This is a genomic window from Lentzea sp. NPDC020367 (genome assembly GCF_044387305.1).
In the GTDB taxonomy this organism is placed as follows: Bacteria; Actinomycetota; Actinomycetes; order Mycobacteriales; family Pseudonocardiaceae; genus Lentzea.
In genome coordinates this window covers 88,512-107,405 of the sequence record NZ_JBIRVV010000021.1, presented here as the reverse complement: position 1 = coordinate 107,405, position 18,894 = coordinate 88,512, and the positions used below count along the sequence as shown (strand labels likewise).

10 protein-coding genes and 1 pseudogene are annotated in these 18,894 nt (G+C 71.0%); 7 read left to right on the top strand and 4 right to left on the bottom strand.

Annotation, left to right across the window (positions count from 1 at the left end; genetic code table 11):
- Nucleotides 1-516 precede the first annotated feature (516 nt).
- From ACH413_RS43815 to ACH413_RS43805, 3 genes are read left to right on the top strand one after another with little or no spacing between them, the layout of a single operon-like run.
- Nucleotides 517-2,919 (top strand): type 2 lanthipeptide synthetase LanM family protein, encoded by a 2,403-nt coding sequence (locus ACH413_RS43815; RefSeq protein ID WP_360039073.1) that lies wholly within the window; start codon nt 517-519, stop codon nt 2,917-2,919.
- A 56-nt stretch (nt 2,920-2,975) separates the two neighbouring features.
- Entirely contained in the window at nt 2,976-3,197 is a 222-nt protein-coding gene (locus tag ACH413_RS43810) for a hypothetical protein (RefSeq protein ID WP_360039076.1), read from the top strand.
- A gap of 51 nt (nt 3,198-3,248) precedes the next feature.
- Complete coding sequence (locus ACH413_RS43805; protein WP_396425953.1) at nt 3,249-6,122, top strand: ATP-binding protein; 2,874 nt, start codon at nt 3,249-3,251, stop codon at nt 6,120-6,122.
- On the opposite strand, the gene ACH413_RS43800 is transcribed toward ACH413_RS43805, so the two are convergent.
- The gene (locus ACH413_RS43800) at nt 6,119-6,493 is read right to left on the bottom strand and encodes a nitroreductase family deazaflavin-dependent oxidoreductase (protein WP_360039082.1); all 375 of its coding nucleotides are present in this window, start codon (nt 6,491-6,493) and stop codon (nt 6,119-6,121) included. The two genes, ACH413_RS43805 and ACH413_RS43800, sit on opposite strands and share 4 nt — an antisense overlap.
- Before the next feature lie 64 nt (nt 6,494-6,557).
- Between ACH413_RS43800 and ACH413_RS43795 the strand changes: the two genes are divergently transcribed.
- The 3 genes and pseudogenes from ACH413_RS43795 (at nt 6,558) to ACH413_RS43785 (ending at nt 9,454) form a co-directional block, all read left to right on the top strand.
- On the top strand, nt 6,558-7,100 hold the full coding sequence (locus ACH413_RS43795; RefSeq protein ID WP_360039084.1) for an SMI1/KNR4 family protein: 543 nt from the start codon (nt 6,558-6,560) through the stop codon (nt 7,098-7,100).
- A 131-nt stretch (nt 7,101-7,231) separates the two neighbouring features.
- Nucleotides 7,232-9,040, top strand: a pseudogene (locus ACH413_RS43790) (glycoside hydrolase family 3 protein); the annotation flags it as partial.
- Between the two features lie 24 nt (nt 9,041-9,064).
- Nucleotides 9,065-9,454 (top strand): carbohydrate-binding protein, encoded by a 390-nt coding sequence (locus ACH413_RS43785; protein ID WP_360039552.1) that lies wholly within the window; start codon nt 9,065-9,067, stop codon nt 9,452-9,454.
- A gap of 46 nt (nt 9,455-9,500) precedes the next feature.
- Here the strand turns inward: ACH413_RS43785 and ACH413_RS43780 are convergent, their stop codons facing one another.
- Together ACH413_RS43780 and ACH413_RS43775 are read right to left on the bottom strand one after the other, a co-directional pair.
- Entirely contained in the window at nt 9,501-13,940 is a 4,440-nt protein-coding gene (locus ACH413_RS43780) for a fibronectin type III domain-containing protein (RefSeq protein ID WP_360039087.1), read from the bottom strand.
- A 112-nt stretch (nt 13,941-14,052) separates the two neighbouring features.
- Entirely contained in the window at nt 14,053-16,518 is a 2,466-nt protein-coding gene (locus ACH413_RS43775) for a CHAT domain-containing tetratricopeptide repeat protein (protein WP_360039090.1), read from the bottom strand.
- Between the two features lie 94 nt (nt 16,519-16,612).
- Here ACH413_RS43775 and ACH413_RS43770 point away from each other — a divergent pair, with 94 nt between their 5' ends.
- The gene (locus tag ACH413_RS43770; RefSeq protein ID WP_360039092.1) at nt 16,613-17,818 is read left to right on the top strand and encodes a S8/S53 family peptidase; all 1,206 of its coding nucleotides are present in this window, start codon (nt 16,613-16,615) and stop codon (nt 17,816-17,818) included.
- Here ACH413_RS43770 and ACH413_RS43765 read toward each other — a convergent pair.
- Entirely contained in the window at nt 17,737-18,867 is a 1,131-nt protein-coding gene (locus ACH413_RS43765) for a glycosyltransferase 87 family protein (protein ID WP_360039094.1), read from the bottom strand. The two genes, ACH413_RS43770 and ACH413_RS43765, sit on opposite strands and share 82 nt — an antisense overlap.
- Between the last annotated feature and the right edge of the window lie 27 nt (nt 18,868-18,894).

Genomic DNA, 18,894 nt, shown 5'->3' with positions numbered 1-18,894 from the left:
GGGGGGGGGGCGGGCGGGGGGGGGGGGGGGGGCCCGGGGTGGGCCGCTCCACCCCCCCCGGCGGGTGGGGGGTGGGGGGGGGGGCCCCCGGCGGCCCCCCCACCGCATTACCGGAGATCCGGTCAGTTCTGGCTCGAGGTCCAGGAGCAGAGCGTGCAGAGGGAGTTGTCCTCCATCAGCAGCGCGTCGTCCTCGAAGCCCATGGTCAGCAGGTCGGTCGCGTCGACGATCTTCTCCATCGGAAAGCACCTCCGTGTAGTGGTTCTCGGTGTTTCAGGCCCCGTTGCGGCCTGGCCCAAAATCTGCCCTCCACCAGCGAAAACCTCATCCGTGGCGGCCACCACCATTCGGAAACCGCAGCTCGGCGGCACCGCGGGGAGGGTTGCGACCGACATGCGCTCAAGCGATTCGCGAGCGGCATGGGTGAGCATGCGTAATGGCCCATGCGCAGCGGCGGGCCAATGGTGGTGTTCTACACCCATGACCCGCCGGTAGTGCCCTGGCACGCTTCGTCTCATGGAGATCGCCTGCCGCGTCACACCCGCTCCCACGGACGTGTTCGCGCACGTCGTGGAGCCTTGGGTGGCCGCGGCGAGCGCCCGTCTGCACGCCGCACTCGCCGCACTGCCCGAGACCGCCGTCGACCCGTCCGCACTGGTCGCCTCGTGCGCTCAGCTCCTCACCAGCCGGCTCACCCGCCTCGCGGCGCCGGTTCTCGTGCACGAGCTGGGGCAGGCCGACGGCCTCAAGGGCGCGGACGAGCACGAGCGGTTCCAGGACTTCCTCACCCGTGCCCACGTCGAGCACTACCCGGTGCTCGTCCGGGAGCTGGACGGCGAACGCGACACCGCGGTCGAGGTCGTCACCGAGCTCGCCACGCGCTACGCGGCCGACCAGGACCGTCTGACCGGCACGCTGCTCGACACGAAGTCCGCGCTCGTCGCCGCCCGTCCCGGCGGAGATCGGCACCGGGGCGGACGGGCGACGACGGTCCTGGAACTCGCGGACGGGCAGCGGCTGGTCTACAAGCCGCGCGGCGTCGACGCCCACCTCGCGCTGGCGCACGTGGTCGAGCTGGTGAACGACCTGGTCGACCTCGGTCTCGCGACCGTCAGGGCGGTGCCGGGTGACGGTTACGGCTGGACCGAGCACGTCGAGCCGGCCCCGCTGCCCCGCGACGACGCCACGACGTACTTCCTGCGGCTCGGCGGCCTGCTCGCGGTGCTGCACCTGCTGCGCGCCACGGACATGCACCACCAGAACGTGATCACCCGCGCCGACCAGCCGTTGCTGATCGACGTGGAGACCCTCTTCCAGGCCCAGCTTCCCGGCGAACGGCCCGATCCCGCAGTCGTCGCGCTCGGCCGTTCGGTCGCGCGCACCGGTCTGCTGCCCGCCGTAGCCGGACGGCACGGGCTCGTCGACATCTCCGGCGTCGGCGGCGACGCCGGCCAGGAGACCTCCAGCGCCACAACGGAATGGCTCGACGCCGGCACCGACCGGATGCGCGCCGTGCTCAGGCCGGAGTTCGTGATCGGCGCCGCGAACCGCCCGACGTGGCAGGGCCGGCCCGTCGAGGCCGCCGACCACGCGGACGCCGTGCTGTCCGGGTTCCGGCAGACCTACGACGCGATCTCCTTGCACAGCGCGGAGTTCGCCGCCCTGCTCGCCGGGTGCGCCTCGGTGCCGGTGCGGATCGTGCCCCGGCCGACGGCCCAGTACGCCGGTCTCCTCGCCGCCGCCCGCGCACCGGAGTTCCTGCGCGACGCCGACGTCCGGCTCGCCGCGTTCACCACGGCCTGCGCCACGGACTTCCTGCCCGGCCTGGCCGAACTCGAGGCGGCCGAGCTCGACACGGGCGACGTCCCGCTGTTCACGACCCGCGCGGACGGCCACGACCTGGTGTCCGCCAAGGGAAAGCTTGCCGGCGTGCTCGCCACGTCCGGGCTGGAGGACGCGCTCGCGTGCCTGTCCGCGTTCGACGAGTTCGACCGCGACGACCAGGAATGGGTGATCGCCGCGTCACTGGCCACCCGCCGCGTCGCGGTCACCGGAGCAGGGCCGGGCAAGGTGCGGCAGCACGCCGTCGGCACGGACGAGGTGCTGTCGGCGGCCTGCACGATCGCCGACCGGATCGTCACGACCAGCTACGGCACCGAGCGGATCAACTGGATCGGTCTCGAACCCGTGGGCGACACGCGGTGGCTGGTGCTGCCGATGGGCGCCGGACTCGCGCACGGCTACACGGGAGTGGCGCTGTTCCTGGCCCAGCTCGGCCGGATCAGCGAGGTCTGCCGCTACACCGACGTCGCCCGCCGTGCACTCGCGACGGTGCCGGACCTGCTGGCCGGGCTCAGGGGCAACGACGACCTCATCGCCGCGGTCGGTTCCGGCGGCCTGACCGGGTTCGCCGGAATCGGTTACGGGCTCGCCAGAATCGCCACGCTGCTGGACGACGACGAGGTCGCTCGCTGGGCCCGCACGACCGTTCGGCTGGCAAGTGCCGCGGCGGAGTTCGAACCGGAACACGGCCTGGCGGCGGCGATGCGGGCGCTGGACGCGGAAATCGGCTGCTCCGACGCACGTGAGCTGGCCGAGCGGTACCCGGACGGACCGGCCGGACCCGACCGGTGGTGCCAGCACGATGCTTCCAAATGGACGGACGACGACTTGTCCTTGTGCCACGGGGAACTCGGCCATGCGGACGTGTCGGTCGGCGGCTGGTCCGCCGCGACCCGGCACCGCCGTACGGGCGAAGTGCTGGCGACGTTGCGCCGCGACGGTCCCCGCTGCGTCACCCCGGACCGCGTGCCCACCCCCGGACTCCTCACCGGACTCGCCGGACTCGGGATCGGCCTGCTGCGCCTGGGATTCCCGGAGCGGACGCCGTCGGTCCTGCGCTTCGAGCCGGGCAACTGATCTTCCCCGTTCACCGGGGTCGTGCAAGAAACCGTTACTCACCAACAGGAGAAGCAATGAGACTCTCGGAGACCCACGACCAGTCCGCCTCGGCTCGGGCCACCACCAGGAAGATCGGCCTGCGGATCGCCGCGCTGACGGGCGTCGTCCTCTCCGCAGGCGTCATCGCCGCAGGTCCGAGCGCCGCGGCGCCGACCAGCGCCGACGTCGTGCTCGACTCGGTCGTGTCCGTCAACGGCGGTGGGAACGGTTCCACGTGTTGCCGTCCGGAAAACTGACGCCCGATTTCTGACCGTATGTCACCGTTTCGTGGCAGGTCGTGATCTCATGTGCGAGTGGCATTACGTGCACCAGTCGTCGTCGGTCGAGACCATGAGCTGGGACTGATCAGGACGACGTTGGCGAAAGTCGCTGCGGGGAGGGGTCAGGTCGTATTCCTGACCGGTGAAGCCGGGATCGGCAAGTCCCGGCTCGCCACCGCCGCGACCGACCTCGCCTACCAGAGCGGAATGAGCATCATGCGCGGCCGGGGCAGCGCCATGAGCCGCACGATCCCGTTCCGCTGTCTGAGCGAGGCGTTGCTGTCGCTGCAGCGCCTGGGCACCACCGTCGACATCGACGAGCTGGGCCCCTACCGTCCGGCACTCGCCCGGCTCAACCCCGACTGGGGTTCTGCGTCTGACGACGCGTCGAGCAGCTCGCTGATCGTGCTCGCCGAGGGCGTGCTGCGGCTGACCGAACTCGTGGGCCGTGAGGGCGGATGTGCCGTCGTCATCGACGATCTGCAGTACGCCGACCCCGATACGTTGGCAGTGCTCGAATACGTCATCGACAACATCTCGCACCAGCCGACGTTGCTGCTCGCGACCATGCGCGACGACGACAGCGCGGCGCTGGAGTTCGCCCGCGCCACCAGCAAACGCGACTCCGCCACGCTCATCGAGCTCCGGCGTTTCAAGCACGAGCAGGTTTCCGTGCTCGCGGGCGCGTGCCTGGAGGGTGCTTTGCCCGCGCCCGCACTGGATCTGCTGTGGGCGGGCAGCGGCGGGCTGCCGCTGTTCGTGGAGGAACTGCTCGACGAGATCGTCTCGGACGGACACCTCGTGCGGACCGGGGACGTCTGGAGCATGGGCGAGGCCGGTGTGCCGCCGTCCGCGTTGGTGCACAGCGTGGCGGGCCGGTTCGGCCGGCTGAACGACCAGGCGCGCGAGTTCGTGTCGGTCGCGGCCGTGATCGGGCTCAGGTTCCCGCTCACCGTCGTCCGCGAGGTCACCGGTCTCGACTACCGGACGTTGCTGCGCCACCTGCAGAGCGAACCCGTGGCGCACCTCATCGGCCCCGACGACCACACCCCCGACTGGTACCTCTTCACGCACGCGCTGGTCGCCGACGCGGTGCTGACCCTGATCCCCGAGGACGTCCAGGCGTCCCTGGCCCGGCGTGCGGCCGACGCCGTCGAGAAGCGCTACCCCGGCGTGCCCGGCGACTGGTGCCACCTCTGCGCGACTCTCCGTGAGGCGGCCGGCCAGACCGCCGCCGCCGGTGCGCTCTACGCGGAGGCCGGACGGCGAGCACTGGCCCAGGGCGCCGCGCAGTCGGCCGTCACGTTGCTGGAACGCTCGCTCGAGCTCGTCGAGGACCCCGTCCAGCGCTTCGAGGCGCTCGAAGCCCAACTCCTGGCACTCACCGAGGCCGGCCAGGTCGACCGCGCGCTGGCCATGAGCTTCGACAGCTCGGGCCTCGACCGCCCGCACCGCGCCCGCCTGCACACGCAGCTCGCGTGGGCGGCGAACCTGGCCGGCCGCACGTCCGACGGCCTGGCCCAGGTGGAGATCGCGAGGGCGTTGCTGGGCGACGCCCCACCTGAGGAGTGCGCGCCCGTGGACGTCGTGGCCGCGCACCTGGAACTGGACCGCTCCGAGCCGGGCAGCCTCGAACGCGCAGAGGAGACCGCGCTGCGTGCCGCGACCGTGGCCGAACGCGTCCCGCTCCCCGTCGTCGCCTGCCAGGCGTGGCAACTCCTCGGGGCCCTGACCCGCCGCCGCGACCCGGCCCGCGCCACGGCGTACCTGGAACGCAGCCGCGCCTTCGCCATCGCGCACGACCTGCCCATCTGGGAGATCCACGCTCTGGTGAGGCTGGGCCTGGACGACGCCCTGCGCTCTGGCGACCTCGGCCGCCTCGAACAGGCCCGCGACCTGGCGTCCCGGATCGGCGCGGTGATCGCCCGCTACCAGTCCGAGGTCAACATCGGCCTGCAACTGGTCCTACGCGCCGACTTCGCGGCGGCCTCCCTTGTCGTCGACGACGTCTCTTCCGCCGCGAAACGCCTGGGCCTGCAGGAGATCAGCCAGTTCATGGCGGTCCTGCGAGCCGTCCTGGCCGGCCACCGCGGCGACCGGACGACGTTGACCGAGGCCTGGTCGGTGCTGTCCGAACCGGGCGGCGAACAACACACCGCCCGACTGCACGGCCTGGCGGCAACGTTCTGCTCGCTCCTCGAAGAGGACAGACCGAGGGCGCGAGCCGACCTCGCTCTGGCTCTGGCCGCCGAACGCACCACCCCGACCACCTACCACCTGACCGGCCGCCTGGGCCTCTCCCTGTTGCTCAGGGCCGTGGACGGCGACCTGACCCGCGCCGAGTACGACTCCGTCGTAGCCGATCCCGCCGCCGGCCTCCGCTGGGACCACCACTTCGCACTGCTGGCCTCCGCCGTCCTGGCAGGAGCCGAAGGTGACAAGGACGCTGCACTGGCCCAGGTCCAGGAGAGCGGCGACGTAGGCCACCCCTACCCGATGGCCCGCCACCTGGGCCTGCGCCTGGTGGCCGAGGCCGCGGTCCGCGACGGCTGGGGCGACCCGGAGACCTGGCTGCGCAGCGCAGAACACCACTTCCACGACGCCGGCATCGCCGCCGTGGCCGGAGCCTGCCGCGCCCAGCTGCGCCTGATGGGCGTGCGGGTGACGCAGCGCCGGTCCGGGGTCGACGAGGTGCCGGACGAGCTGCGGCTGGCCGGGGTGACCGTGCGCGAGTACGAGGTGCTGCGGCTGCTCGGGGTGCGGCTGGCCAACAACGAGATCGCGGCGCAGTTGCACCTGTCGCGGCGGACCGTGGAGAAGCACGTGTCGAGCCTGCTGACCAAGACGGGGCTGACCAACAGGCACGCGCTGGGGAAGCTCGCCACCGAGCAGCCGGACTAGCGCGCGGCGAGGTCCATCCGGAGGTACTCCTTGATGCGCAGTGCCTTGGGTGGCCGTTTCACCTCATCGGCGAGTGCCGCGAACGCCTCCGCCTCACCGACCACCCGTGGCGCGGTCAGTTCGAGCTCCTCGCCGTCGACCGTCAGCCGCGCACGGCCGGCCGCCATGACGTTGCGGACCCAGTCCGAGTTCGATCCGTAGACCAGGACGACCAGGTAGCCGCCGTCGACCGGGTGCGCCTCCATCGGGGTGCGGTAGGGCATTCCCGAGCTGCGGCCCACATGCGTGAGCACCGCCCACTTGCCGCTCTTGATCGCGCGCGGGTTGAACACGCGTTTGTTGATGTGGCCCCACCATCTGGGCATCGGCATGTCGGACTCCTCTCCTCGTCCCAAGACGCCGTTCGCGGGCGATCTGTTGAAGTAGCGTGCGCGCGTGGAGATCACTGACGACCGGGACTTCCCCGCCGCACTGGCCGCGCTGAGCGGCATCGACTTCCCCTGGGAGTACGACGAGAAGGCCGACGAGCCCTCGCCCGGCAACATGGACTACGAGCCCTACCAGGAGTTCGACTCCGCCGAGGAGACGACCGACTGGATCAGGTCGTGGACCGGCAACAAGGAACTGGACGGCGACGCGTTCCGGCCGTTCGGGCAGGACGGCACCGGCGGGCTGGCCGTGCTGTGGCTGGTGCGGGAGGGGCCGCTGACCGCTCAGCCGGTGATGTTCTTCGGGTCGGAGGGCGAGGTCGGGCCCGTGGCGACGAGCCTGGGCGAGTTCCTGTGGTTGCTCGCGGGCGGCGTGGGACCGCACGAAGCCGTCGAGTTCGGGTCGGACACCGGTGTGCCGCACGCCGAACTGCGTGCCGTCGCGGAGAAGTACTCCGGGATCGAGCCGCGCACGCCCGCCGAGGTGCTGGCCGCGGCGCGGGCCGAGTTCCCCGACTTCGCGGAGACCGTGCAGTCCTGGTGCCGTTAGGGACGGGCAGGGGAACCGGTCCTCGTTCCGGTTCCCCGATGGTCTATACCACTTTGTGAACGCAGGTTACGCTCGGCGAACCCTGTTGTGCCGCAAGGTAAACAGGACCTCGTCCCCCGGAGGTCTGCCCTGTGAGAAAGCTCCTCGCGGCCGCACTACTGATCAGTGCCGCCGTCATCCCCACCGGTACGGCCGCCGCGGCCGACCCGATCTACAAGGACCCGACGCAGCCGATTCCGGCGCGGGTCGCCGACCTGCTCGGCCGCATGTCGCTCGACGAGAAGGTCGGGCAGATGACGCAGGCCGAGCGCAACGCGGTCAGCAACGCCGACCTGACGAACTTCCGGATCGGGTCGCTGCTGTCCGGTGGCGGTTCCGCGCCGTCGCCGAACAACGCCACGTCGTGGGCCAACATGTACGACAACTTCCAGCGCGCGGCGATCGCCACGCCGCTGGGCATTCCCATGATCTACGGCGTGGACGCCGTGCACGGCCACAACAACGTCGTCGGCGCCACGATCTTCCCGCACAACATCGGCCTGGGCGCGACGCGCGACCCGGCGCTGGCGCAGCGGATCGGGCGCGCCACGGCCGAGGAGGTGTCGGGCACCGGCATCGACTGGGACTTCGCGCCGTGCCTGTGCGTCGCGCGCAACGACCGCTGGGGCCGCACCTACGAGTCGTTCGGTGAGACGCCCCAGGACGCCACGTCGATGACGACGATGATCACCGGCCTGCAGGGCTCGAAGCTGTCGGACTCCGGCTCGGTGCTCGCCACGGCCAAGCACTACATCGGCGACGGCGGCACCACCAACGGCACCGACCAGGGCAACACGCAGGTCAGCGAGGCCGAGCTGCGCGCGACGCACCTGCCGCCGTTCCGCGAGGCCATCGCCAAGGGCGTCGGTTCGGTGATGATCACCTACAGCAGCTGGAACGGCGTGAAGCTGCACGGCCACAAGTACCTGATCACCGACGTGCTGAAGAACGAGCTCGGCTTCAGCGGCCTCGTCGTGTCGGACTGGAACGCGATCGACCAGATCGACGGCCAGGCTGGCTTCACCGCCGCGGAGGTGCGCGACTCGATCAACGCGGGCCTCGACATGATCATGGTGCCGACCGCGTGGCGTCAGTTCATCACCTACCTCAAGCAGGAGGTGCAGGCGGGCCGCGTGCCGATGTCGCGCATCGACGACGCCAACCGCCGCATCCTCACCAAGAAGTTCGAGCTCGGCCTGTTCGAGAAGCCGCTGACCGACCGCACCTACACGCCGACCGTCGGCAACGCCGCGCACCGCGCACTGGCTCGTGAGGCCGTGCGCAAGTCGCAGGTGCTGCTGAAGAACCAGAACGGCGTGCTGCCGCTGCCCAAGACCGCGTCGAAGATCTTCGTGGCGGGCAAGAGCGCGGACAACATCGGCTACCAGAGCGGTGGCTGGACGATCTCCTGGCAGGGCGGCAGCGGCGCGGTGACGCCGGGAACCACTGTGCTGCAAGGCATCCGCTCGGCCGTGTCTACCTCGACCACGGTGACGTACAACCGCAACGGCACCGGCATCGACGGCACCTACCAGGCCGCGATCGCCGTCGTCGGCGAGACCCCGTACACCGAGGGCGCAGGCGACCGGCCCGGAAGCCTGGGTCTTGACGCCGAGGACATCGCGACGCTGAACACGTTGCGCGCCACCGGTGTCCCGGTCGTGGTGGTGCTCGTCTCCGGCCGCCCGCTGGACATCGCGGCCCAGCTGCCGCAGTGGCACTCGCTGGTCGCCGCCTGGCTGCCGGGCACCGAGGGCAACGGCGTCGCGGACGTCCTGTTCGGCGACTACAAGCCGACCGGCACGCTGCCGTTCACGTGGATGCAGAGCGCCTCGCAGCAGCCGATCAACGTCGGCGACGGCAAGGCACCGCTGTTCCCGTACGGCTTCGGCGCCCAGTTCCCGGCCACGCAGAACGCCTACGCGTTGATCGGGGCCTCGTACTACGACGAGCAGAGCGGCACGCAGGTCGAGCGGTGCACCGACTCGGGCTGCGGGCAGAACGTCGGCTACCTGACGCCGGGCGACTACGTGGCCTACGCGGACGTCGACTTCGGCGCCACTCCCCCGACCTCGGTGACCACGCGGCTCGCGTCCGGCTCCACGGCGAACGGCACCCTGCAGTACCGCCTGGACAGCCCGACCGGCCCGCTGGTCGCGACCGTCTCGGCGGCGGGCACGGGTGGCTGGCAGACGTGGGCGAGCCGCACGGCCACAGCGTCCGGCGCGACCGGGGTGCACCGGTTGTACCTGGTGGCGACCGGCGGCACGGGTGGTGACCTGGCGAACGTGAACTGGTTCCAGTTCGCCCGCTAGGCGATGTGGCTGAGCGGCCCGTCCAGACCGGACGGGCCGCTCAGCTCTACCGCTGCTCCTTGTACAGCCATTCGCACCCCTCCTGCACCCCCGCGGTCGGCGATTCGCTCCAGGTCACCCGATACCCGCCCCACCACAGGTTCGCGCCGACCTCGAACTCGTTCGGCGGCGGAACCGAGGCGGCGCCGTAGGCCACGAGGAACGCGTGCACGCTTTGGTACTGGGCCCACTGGTCGGAGTGAATCCTCTCGTGCTCCTCGAACCGCGGGAACCCGGACTCCAGGTGCTGGGCCGGCATCGGCCACGCGGTCTTGCGGATGTCCGCACGCTTGATCGCCTCGCACCTGAGCTGGGTCTCGAGGACACCGCGGCTGCGGTTGTAGAGCAGGTAGTCCCCGACCGTCATCGGGTTGTCGGGGCTGAAGAATCCGCGCGCGTCGTAGCAGACCCGCTGGTACCTGGTGTAGCCGCAGTCCTTGCCCGCGGTGAGCTCCCTGGCCCTCGCGTTGGACCCGTTGGCCTCGTTCGCCGGGCGCCAGGTCGCCGTCCCGGCCGTCTGCGCGATGGCCCACGGCACCGAGGTGCGGCCGCTCGTGCCGGCCGCGTTCGTGGCCCGCACCTGGAACTCGTAGACCTCCTGCCACGCCAGCCCGGTCACGGTGATCGACGTCTGCGGCAACGGGTACGGCAGTGTCGTCCACTCCTCGTACCAGGGCTGCTGCGGTGTCGTGGGCGGGCCCGCCTGCCGGTAGGAGACCCAGTACCAGGCGTTCGGGGTCGAACTCGGGCTCCACGAGAGGTTGATCTGGCCCGCGGCGGAACCCTTGCTCGCGCTCACACCCCACGGCGCGGCGGGGAACGGCGGCATCGGGGTCGCCTCGACGGTGTTGGTCGAGGCGCTGGTACCGCTCATGTTCGTGGCGCGCACGCGGAACTGGTAGCCGACCGCGTTCGTCAGCCACATGCTCTGGTGGGAACAGCAGTTCGCGGGCAACTGCCGCCACGACGACGCGCTCGTCTCCTTGGTCTCCACCACATAACCGACCCACGGGGTGGGGCTGGCCTGCCAGGCGATGTTCACCGTGCCGTCACCGACGGACTGGACGACCAGGCCGCTGGGCGCGGACGGGAACGGCGGCATCGGCCTCGCCCGCTGGGCGGCCGTGGGAGGACCGTCACCGGCGATGTTCGTGGCGCGCACCCGGTACTCGTAGGTGTGGCCGTTGGTCAGGTACGTGTGCACCCACGACGTGGCGGGGCTGAGCGTCTGCGCGGAACGGAACTGCTGGCCCGCCGTGACATCGCGGTACTCGACGACGTACCAGGCCCCTGACACCGCCGCCCAGTTCAGCGTCACCTTCCCGTCGCCCGCGGCCGCCGTCAGCCACGCGGGCGCGGCGGGAGCGGGTGGCAGCGGGCGCACCTGAACCGAGTTGGACCAGGGGCCTTCGCCGTGTTCGTTGGACGCGGACACGACGTACTCGTAGGTGTCTCCGTTGATCAGGAACGCATCCGCGAACGAGGTCTCCTGGATCGGGAGGGGGAACTTGGTGAAGCCCTCCCCCGCGCTGACGTTCCTGCGGTGCACGAAGTAGTAGGCGCCCGCCTGCACGGAGTTCCACGTCAGCGTCGCCCTGCCGTCACCGGGCGCGACCGAGAGCGACGGGGCGGCCGGGGTGCCGCCGTGCGCGGTGATCTGGATCGGCGCGGACTGCGGACCCTCACCTCCAGCGTTCGCGGCGGCGACCCTGAACTCGTAGACGTGGCCGTTGATCAGCGGATCGGCCACCGCCTGGGTCGCGCTCAACGGCAGACCCCAGCGGAAGAAGGCCTGGCCGGCGGTGACGTCGCGCTGGTAGACGAAGTAGCCGATGTTCTGGCCGACGCTGTTCCAGTGCAGGAACGCACTGCCGTTCGGGCGGGCTAGAGCGCTCAGACCCGTGGGTGCGACGGAGGGTGCTTGGACCCGCGACGTCGCACGGGCCGGGGCGGAGAACGCGGACTCCTTGCCCGCGAAGGCGGAGGTCACCTTGAACTCGTAGACGCTCAGGTGGTCGAGCCAGGCCGCGGTCGCCGTCGTACCGGACGTCACCGGGTAGGGCCACTTCGTGAACTCGTTCTGCCCCTTGGTGACGTCGCGCTGGTACACGAAGTACCAGAGCTGGTCGCGCGGCGCCGTCCACTTGAGACCGATCGTGCCGTCGGCGGCCGCGGTCGCGATCAGATCGGCCGGCGGCGGCGGGGCGGCCACGTCGGCGACCACCTGCACGGCGTTGGAGAAGGCCGCGCTGTCACCGGCCTGGTTCGTCGCGGCCACCTTGAACTCGTAGGTGTGACCGGGCACGAGGTAGCCGGCGGTCGCGGTGTCGCTGTCTGCGACCGGCAGGTCCCAGCGGTAGAACTCGGTGTCGCCCTCGGTCACGTCGCGCTGGAGGATCCACGTCCAGGTGTTCGGCGGCCTGGTCCAGCTGAGCTTCACCGTGCCGTCGCCGTTGCTGACCGCGGTCAGGCCGGTGGGCGCGGGTGGCGCGGCCATCCGCGAGGTGGCCTGGACCGGCGCCGACTGCGCACCCTCGCCGCCGCGGTTGGTGGCGGCGACCTTGAACTCGTAGGTGTGCGTGTGCGTCAGGTAGTCCGCGTCGATCGTGGTGTCGCCTGCGATCGGCAACGGCCACTTCGTGAACGCGTTCGCGGGATTGTCGGAGATGTCGCGCTGGTAGACCCAGTACCAGACGCCGGGCGCGGGCGCGTCCCAGCTCAGGCTGATCTTGCCGTCGGACCGGGGCGTGGCGCGGAGGTTGGCCGGCACACCGGGTTTGGCGTAGCGGGCGGTCGCGCGCACGGCCGTGCTCGGCGCGCTGGCCTGACCGGAACGGTTCGTCACCACCACGTACTCGTAGACGTGGTCGTGTTCGAGGTCGACGTCCGTGACTGCGGGCGTGCCGGAGTCCGGGAAGTACACCGGCGCGCCGGTGCCGGGACCGTTCGTCACGTCCGTGCGGAACACCTGGTACCACAGCAGACCCGGGCTGGTGCTGCGATCCCACGTCAGCGCGACACCGCCCGAGTCGTTCGCCGCGGCACGCAGGTTCGCCGGAGGCTCGGGCGCTTTGACCCTCACCGTGAGGCTGAGAGTGGCCGACGTCGGGCCTTCGCCGTTCGCGTTCTGAGCGGTGACACGGAACTCGTAGGTGTGACCGTCACGCAGGAACGGCACCGCGGCGGTCGTCCCGGTGTACGCCTTGGGGTGGCGGGAGAAGAACTCCTGGCCGTTCGTGACGTCCCGCTGGTACACCCGGTAGCTCGCACCGGACACCGGCTGCCAGGACAGCGTGGCTCCCCCGTCGTTGTCGTCCCGCACCCCGAGCCCTCCCGGCGCACCGGGCAGTCCGGACGGGTCCGGCGCCGGCGGTGGCCACGTCACGTCGACGAACCGGGGCCGGTAGATCCGGACGTCCGCCTTGGTGTCGGCGGCGTCCAGGCTGTTGACGTTGTAGGAGACGACCAGTGTGCCGTTCTGACCGAGCTGTGGATGAACGGTCGCGTCGTAGACGATGACCGGCCTGCCGTCGGCGCCCGCCTCCGGTGCCTCGTACAGCGGGCGGGGGTTGCCGAACGGGCCGGTCGGCGCGGAAGCCGTGTACGCCACCAGGGTCGGGTTGAACGTCAGGTTGCCGTCGATCGTCATCAGCACGTACTCGGCGCCCACCTTCGTGACCGAGAACGCCGTGCCGGTGCCCGTCAACAGCCGCGCGGAGTCCGCCTCGCGGGCCGACCACGCCGAGCCGGTCCAGAACTCCCAGGTGCCGTCGAGGCCGTTGGTGCGGGCCAGGTGCAGACGCTTGGGTTCGTCGCCGTTGGACTCCGAACCGTAGACGTAGGTGCGGCCGCCCTCGGTGAAGACGTCCTGGCCCCATGCGATCTTGTCACCCAGTGGGAGGGTGCGTACGCCCGTGAGGCTCAGGGACGGCAGGCTGAAGGTGGCCAGTGCGGTGCCCTTCAGCTTCAGGTCCAGCACACCGCCGCCGGTCGACTCGATCTGCATGTAGAGCACCTTGAGGGTGTTGCCCTCGACGATGCCGTCCGCGACCCAGTGCGACAGCGACGAGCCCGCGATCTCGACCAGTGAGGACGGTGCCGCGGGCGTGCCGCCGTGCAGTGTCGGGCCGAGCTGTCCGTTCTGCTCGACGACGATCGTGTTGTGGACCATCGGCGAGTTCGCCGGGCGGCTGCCGTCGGCGTTCACCGTGCCGAGGAAGGTGTCCGAGAACAGCCACGCGGTGCGCCCGTCGGGCAGTGGCACGGACGCGGTGCGGTCGCCGCCGGTCCAATGGCCGCCCTGGTTGCCGTACGTGTTCCACTTGGCGTTCAGCGCCGCGTTCGGCACCGTCGTCGGTGGTGGCGCCGCGGTCGCGACGGACACCACCGCCGGAACCAGCCCGGCCATCAACACCATCACGAACACAGCACGATGAACTCGCAGCATCTCACGCCCCCAGTTGGCAGATCCGCGCAGTGAGTGGGGATGCTACGGCTCCCGGAGTCGGCGCACACGGAGCCGTTCGGCCCATCATCCCCAGGTGGGAGCCCCGTTCAGCTCACGCCCCCACGCACACGAACCCGTTGGGCCGGTCCAGTTCCTCCTGCGCCTCGGCGAGCGCCTGGGCCGGCGAACGGCCCTCGCGCAACCGGCGGTGCACCCCGAGCATCAGGTCCTTGGTCTCGGCGTCCGGCACCGGCACGACCGGGGCGATCAGCTGCGCGGTCCCGCGTTCGAGGAACGTGGCGGCGAGGCCGAGGAGTTCGTTGCCGGACACGACGACCGAGCGGCCGGCGTCGCACGCGGCCATGATCACGGTGTCCGGTACCTGTTCCAGGCGCTGGACGTCGTAGACCACGAGTGGGCCGTCGTGCAGGGACAGCGCGGAGAACAACGGGTTGTCCGGGTTCAGGCGGCCGTGCGCGGCCAGGTGCACGGTGCTGGCCGTGGCCAGCGCTTTCAGGACGTCGTCGACCGTCGCGTTCGACGGGCTCGCGACGGCGTGGAGGTCCGCGACGGCCTGCGCTTCCTCCTCGGCGCCGGGGAGTCCTGGGCCACTGGCCACGGCGAACGTGCGCGGCCGAACGGGCCGGGCCGCCGCGCTGCGCCACGACGTCGCCGAAGGTGCGACGACGACCGGTTTTCCACGGCACGACGGCAAAGTCGACCACGGGACGTTGTGCAGCAGACCCGTCGGCACGACCACCAGCGGCCTGTCGCAGCGCGGCAGCAGCAGTGAGTCCAATGTGGACGTCGTGGTGCGCAGCAGCCGCAGGATCCCCGGGCTCGGGCGGCGGGCCAGGTGCCGCAACGCGAACGGCACGCGTTCGAGCAGATCGGCGACCTCGCGCAGCGGGCCCACGACACGCAGGTCCAGGCGCCGGTCGGTGAGGGTCAACGCGAGCAGGTCGCCGTCGGCCTCGACGTACTGGACGAGCACCCGGCCGCCGAGATCCAGGTCGGCGGGGCGCACCGGTTCGGACGGGCCGGGGCCGGTCGCGCGGAGCAGGCGGCTGCGGTTCTTGATCCGGCGTTCCAGTTCCACCTGGCGGTGGGCGAACTTCGTGGCGCGCAACGACTGCAGCAGCGCCGCGAGTTCGGGATCGTCCGGCGGACGGACCGGTCGGTGCAGGAAGCGGCTCGCGCGGCCGCGTTCCGCCCACTCGAAGACGTCGGCGAGGTCGCCGGACCTCAGTGCCACGCGCAGGCCCAGTTCGGCCAGATCCGCGCGGTGAGTGGCCGAGTGGGCGCGGAGATCGCCGGCACCGAGGGCCGCGTGGTTCTCGTCGAGGACGCGCAGGCCTCGTCTGGCGGCGGCCACCGCGCGTTGCGGGCTGGTGCGTTCGTGCAGCAGGGCTTCGGCGTACCAGCCACGCGCCCGCAACGTCGCCGGGCCCCGTGCCCGCGCCTGGCTCGCGGTGGTCAGGTGCGCGACCACGCGAGCCGGTTGTCTTCGGCGCCCGGCGACCACGGCGAGGTCGATGTGCGCCTGCACGGCGAGCCTGCCGTGCAGGGCGGTCACCATCGCGTCGGGATCGCTGATCCGGCACGGCTTTCCGGCGCTCAGCGTGGCGCGCAGCACCGTCGCCCGCGCGAAGGCGGCGTGCTGGTCGCGGCCCTGGCGGACGAACTGCGCGAGCGCCGCGCGACCGTGCCGGCCGGCAGCGTCCCAATCTCGGCCGAGCAACGCCGCGTCGGCCAGCAGCAACAACGTCTCGGGGACCATCAGCCGCCGTCCCTCGGCACGGAACGCCGCGACCGCTTGCGAAGCGTGCTCCCGCGCTTCGCCGGCCAGCCCGACCGACAGCAGCAACTCGGCGCGGTCGAACAGGACGGGCGCGAGCCGGCCGCCGTGCCGGGTGATGATCTCCTCGGCCCGGTCGAAGTGCGCGAGCGCGGCCGGGACGTCACCACGGCGGCTCTCCACGAAGCCCAGGTTCTCGGCGATGATCCCGACCACGAGGTCACGGCCGAGGTCGCGCGCCAGCCGTTCGGCCTCCAGCAGGTCCTTCACGGCGTGAGCGAAGTTCAGGCGCTCGGCCTGCACGATGCCGCGGTTGACGAGGTTCCGTTGCACGGCAAGCTTCTCGCCGCCCCGGCGCAGTGCGCGGTCGGCCGCCTGGTAGTCGGCGAAGGCGTCGTCGAGCCTGCCGAGGTGGTAGAGGATCACGGCGCGCTGGCTCCGAGCGCGCGCACCCAGCAGAGGAACGGCCAAGTCCACCTCACGCAGCGCGGCCGTGGGTCTTCCCTGTTGCACGAGCGCGAACGCGAGCTTCATCCGGCTCTCGGCCGCCGCCCTGCCCGTCCCCAGCCGCACCGCGCGGCGCAGGTGCGTGACCGCCTCACCGACCTGGCCGGTCTGACCCAGCGCGTGGCCCCACGCCTGCTCGGCCAGCGCGAGGGCGGGTACTTCGGCGCGGGCATTCCCCACGACCTGTGCTGCCAGCGGGATCGCCCTGATCGGGTCCACGTCGGCGAGCCGCATCGCTTCGCGCGCCGCGCGCAACACCGATCCCGCCAGCATGATGACCAATGTGCACGGCGACGACGTACTCCGCCAGGTATCACGGCGAGGCGTTCCGGCATCGGTTCACCGGAGACCCCTATCGGAGGCTGAGATGAACCCCGAACAGGACAACACGACCGCCGTCCTCGACGAGCTCGTCGTCGACACCCACCACCTCGGCGCCGTGCGGCGCGTGCTCGGCGAACTGCGCATCGAGGACGCCGTCAAAGACGCCATACCCGAGTTCGACCTGACACTGCTCACCCTGAAACACGGGGACACGCAGGACCCGGTCACCGATCTCGACCCGGTGCTCACCGAGGTGCGCGCACGGATCGCGGGACGCAGCGGCGGCTGGACACCGGTGATCGGCAAGAACCGGAAGATGGGCAGCGTCTTCGGTGCCTACCCGCAGACCAAGAGCCAGGCGTTCTGGAACCCGATGGCCGCCGACCACGTCGGTCCGTGGCTCGAGGGCGACGCGGGCCGGGGCGTGCGCGTCGGCATGGTGGACACCAAGATCTACAAGCACGCCCAGCTCACGGACTCCGTCCTCGCCGCAGAGGACGACTGGTTCACCAAAGATCGGCTGGGAACCAGCTACTTCGAGGAGGGCCACGGTGCCTTCGTCGCCGGGCTGATCCTCAAGAAGGCACCCGGCGCCACGGTCGTCGCGCGCGCCGCGCTGCGTCCCGACGGCAAGGCCGAGGCGTGGGAGGTGGTCAAGAAGCTCGCGACGTTCCTCGCGGACAAGCCGGAGGACCGCGTCCACCTGATCGTGATGGCCAACGGCTGCCGCACGCACGACGGTCAGCCACCGCTGATCCTCGAACGGGCCGTCGAACGGCTCAGCCCGCACATCACCATCGTCGCGGCGGCCGGCAACCACGGGGGCTTTCTGGGCATGACCTCGTCCACGCTGATCACCCGCAACTCCGCGACGTGGCCCGCCGCGCTGCCCGGTGTCATCGCCGCCGGCGTGCCCGTCTCGTCCGACCCGGACCCGACCACGCACTACAGCCCTGATCTGCCGTGGGTGACGCACATCGTTCAGCCGGAAGAGGGCGACACGTTCACGAGCACCTATCTCGACTCCGCGACGGTGACGATGCTCAAGGGGGACCCCGCCAAAGACCTCACCACGGGGTACGCGACGTGGCGAGGCACGTCCTGCGCCGCCGCGTACCTCGGCGGCCTCATCGCCGCGCGGATGCCCGAGTCCGGCATGGACACCGCTCAGGCGCTGGCCTGCGTGGCCGCCGGCCCCCTGGTCGACGACTTCGTCTGGCCGCGCGACACCGAGACCGCACACCAGTAGAGGAACCCGAGACCCAGCCAGACGTAGGTGTTGCCGACGAGGTGCTGCCACCACGTCCACTCCAGTTCACGGTCGCCCGCGGTCGGCAGCAGCCAGTGCGGGCCGACCGCGAACACCGCCACGACCGCGATCCTCACCCAGCCGTGCAGCAACAGCAGTGCGGGCGCGATCCACACCCAGTGGTGTGACCAGGACACCGGCGAGATGAGCAGACCCGCTGCCGCGACGGCGACGAGGGCCGTGAGGTCGTCGCGCAGTCGCGGCAGCAACCAGACGGTCAGGGCGAGCACCGCCAGGATCGCGGCGAACCACGTCGGCTCGGGCGCGCCGAGCCGGAACAGCAGGCCGCGCAACGACTGGTTCGCGCTGTAGGAGAGGCCGCCGACGCGTTCCGGGTCGAGCATCGCGTGGAACCAGAACTGCTTCGACTGGCCCGGCGAGAGCACCCAGGCGAGCAGACCGCACGCCGCGAACGTCGCCACGGCGGTCAGCGCGGGCCGCCATCGCCTGCGGGCCAGGAAGAACAGCACGAAGATCGCCGGCGTCAGCTTGATCGCGGCGGCGAGCCCGACGAGCAGACCGCGCGGCCACGGCGTGCGCGGCAGCAGGCAGTCGGCGGCGACCAGGCCGATCAGGATCATGTTGACCTGGCCGAGGTCCAGGCCGCCGCGCAACGGTTCGAGCAGCAGCCCCAGCGCGGCCAGGCCCAAGCCCGTCCGCAGACTCGGCGCCGCCACGACACACGCGGCGGTGAAGAGCGCGATGCCCGCCGCGGTGAACAGCACGGCGTTGAGCGGCAACGGAAAGATGGTGAGGCCGCTGAACAGCAGCGCCGCGAACGGCGGGTAGGTGAACGGCAGATCTCTGGGGGCCTGGAATTCCGCGCTGTAGAGATCCGTGCCCGCCTGCCACGCCTCGCCGCCCGCGAGGTACACCCGCAGGTCCAGCAGACCGGAACCAAAACTCCGCACGAGCACCCACGCGAGCAGCCCGGCGACCACGACGGCCCAGATCCGCCGGCCACGAGCCCACCGCACCTGATCCAGCACAGTTCAGAACCCTTCGTCCGCAACGAA